2 protein-coding genes are annotated in these 2639 nt (G+C 62.8%); both read right to left on the bottom strand.

The features are described 5' to 3' along the window. Window positions 1–128 precede the first annotated feature (128 nt). Window positions 129–938 carry an IS21-like element helper ATPase IstB gene (istB, locus tag BHD06_RS22505; protein ID WP_080459173.1) on the bottom strand — a complete coding sequence of 270 codons (810 nt, stop codon included), beginning with the start codon at window positions 936–938 and terminating at the stop codon, window positions 129–131. Beyond that, window positions 935–2425, bottom strand: coding sequence for an IS21 family transposase (gene istA, locus BHD06_RS22500; protein ID WP_254892580.1), 1491 nt, complete (start codon window positions 2423–2425; stop codon window positions 935–937). Before istA ends, istB begins: the two co-directional genes overlap by 4 nt. Window positions 2426–2639: the final 214 nt, after the last annotated feature.

The following is a 2639-nucleotide window of genomic DNA, read 5'->3' as shown; positions in this document are numbered from 1 at the left end:
TGTAGCGCGACAATCTGGGTGAGAAGAGCGCGTCAATCAGGATGAGAATCCTTGGTCGCGACGTTTGTGACGATGGCGGTCTTTTCAGCCGCGATCAAGTGGTTTGTGTTTTTGATTGTCGCGGCGCGTCAATCAGGTTTGGTGTTTGCCGGTGTTGCTCTTTGGGCTGGGCGTCCAGGGCCCTTTGCCTTTTCGGCAGCTCTGCGCCGGTAGCTTTCGACATTCATCTCGAAGATGGTGGCATGGTGAACGAGCCTGTCGACGGCGGCCAGTGTCATGGCCGGGTCAGGAAAGATCGTATTCCATTCCCCGAAGGGCTGGTTGGCGGTGATCAGCATGGAGCGCCGTTCGTATCTCGCGCTGATGAGTTCGAAGAGCACGCTGGTCTCGGCCTGATCCTTGGTGACGTAGGCGATATCATCGAGGATCAGCAGGTGGAACTTGTCGAGCTTTGCGATGGCGCTTTCGAGAGCGAGGTCGCGGCGGGCCTGCTGGAGTTTCTGGACCAGATCGGTGGTGCGGCTGAAGAGGACGCGGTAGCCTTTCTCGACAAGAGCGAGCCCGATGGCGGATCCGAGATGCGACTTGCCCACGCCCGGCGGGCCAAACAACAGGATGTTGCTGCCCCTTCCGATCCAGCTGTCACCAGCGGTGATGGCACTGACATGGGCCTTGGACAGCATGGGGACGGCGGTGAAGTCGAAGGTCTCCAGCGTCTTGCCGGGCAACAGGCGTGCCTGTGCGAGATGGCGCTCGATCCGGCGGCGATCGCGTTCGGCCAGCTCATGCTCTACCAGAGTGGCAAGCAGGCGGGCGGCAGGCCAGCCCTCCTTGTCGGCCTGTTCAGTAAAGCGTGGCCAGAGCGCCTTGATGGCAGGCAGGCGCAATTCGTTCAGAGCGAGGGTAAGACGGGCGGTATCGGTCTGGGACGATGTCATGCTGCCACCTCCTCAGCGGGCGCCGCACTGCTGACCAGCTGATCATAGGATGAAAGGTCGGCCATCTTCACCTCGACCTGGGGGAGTGCCTCGTCTGACGGGGCAAAGAGCGCGCGCAGGACCGCCATGTCAGGCGGGCGGTTCTGACGAAGATCCTCCTCGATCTGCGCAGCCAATTCGGCCTCGCACCCCCGGTCGTGAGCCAGCGCCAGAAGATCGACGGTCATGCGGCAAGCTGCCTTCTCACCGGTCTGCTCCAGAAGGACTGCGAACATGTCGCGAAAGGCCCGGCGTGGAAACAGTTGGTCCCGGTAGACCAGCCCCATGAGCGCCATGGGCTTTTTGCGCAGGGAATGGATGACATGGTGGTAATTGACCACGTGCCCATGGCTTCCGCTGCTCGATGCCCGACCGCGCGGCAGCGTCATCAGGGTGCTGCCCCCGAGAAACAGCTCCAGCCGGTCATCGTAGAGCCGAACCCGCAGCTGATGTCCGATCAGCCGGGATGGTACGGTGTAGAACACCTTGCGCAAGGTGAAACCACCGGAGGAGGTGACGCGCAGTGTGACCTCCTCGTAATCCGTCGTGCGCCGGGCGGGTAAAGGCTTGAGGCTGGCGCGCTCCACGTCGATGCGCTTGGCATTGCGGGCGTTGATCCGGCCCACGATCTCGTCGATGAAGCGCCGGTAGGCCGTCAGGTCCTCGAAGTCGCGCGAGCCGCGCATGACCAGCGCGTCCTCGATGGCGCGCTTCAGATGACCATTGGGGCTCTCAATGGAGCCGTTCTCGTGCGCGACACCCTTGTTGTTGCGCGTCGGCGTCATGCCGTAATGACGGCACAGGGTATCGACGCGGTCGGTGAGGTCCGCCTGGGTGGATTTTTCCAGATTCTTGAAAGCCGCCGACAGGCTGTCGGTTCTGTGTTCCCGCGGCACGCCACCGAGCGTCCAGAGGGCATTCTGAAGCCCTTCGGCCAGCGCTACATAGCTTTCGCCGCCCAGCACGACATGGGCGTGCTCGAAGCCGGAATAGGCCAACCGGAAGTGATACAGCCGATGATCCAACGGCTCACCGGCTACGGTCACGCCCAGTTTGCCCATGGCGGTGAAATCCGACAGGCCCATCTTGCCCGGCGTGTGGGTCTGCCGGAAGATCACCTCCTGTTCAGGGCCATGCTCGGCCTTCCAGGCGCGCATCCGCCGCTCCAGCGTGCGCCGGATGCCAGTGCCCAGATCGGGGTGCCGTCGCATAAGTTCCTCGTAAACCGCCACGGGCCGGATCCCCGGTGAGGAGCGCAGCAGCGGCACGACCTCCGTGTCGAAAATATCCGCAAGCGGATCCGGTCGACGTCGGCTGCGCGGGGTCTTCTTCTGCGATGGCAACGTCGGGTCGGCCTGCAGTCGATAACCGGTCGCTTGGCTGATACCGGCCTTCGCCGCGGCCACGGGAGTGGAATGGGTCTGTCTGAGCGTCATGAAAAGCCTCATCTGTTGATCAGTGACATGACGGCCCGGCATGAACGATCTCCTTACGCAGAAAATCATTCCCTATCCGAGCCGGCCACGACCGTCAGACCCGCCCATTTGGGGCGCAACGCGGGGGTGGGGCCTCTCCAGTCGGGCTACGCCCTCCCTGCGAGCCCCCACCCCCGCGTTCTCATCCTGATTGACGCTGGATTCTCACCTTGTTTGTCGCGCGGCA

The organism is Roseovarius sp. A-2, from assembly GCF_002072155.1.
Classification (GTDB): Bacteria; Pseudomonadota; Alphaproteobacteria; order Rhodobacterales; family Rhodobacteraceae; genus Roseovarius.
The sequence above is the reverse complement of the archived record's forward strand: the minus strand, read 5'-3'. Positions and strand labels throughout refer to the sequence as shown.

Excerpts from the sequence above, each read along its gene's own strand:
- istB (WP_080459173.1), bottom strand. The coding sequence starts at position 938 with ATGACATCGTCCCAGACCGATACCGCCCGTCTTACCCTCGCTCTGAAC.
- istA (WP_254892580.1), bottom strand. The coding sequence starts at position 2,425 with ATGAGGCTTTTCATGACGCTCAGACAGACCCATTCCACTCCCGTGGCC.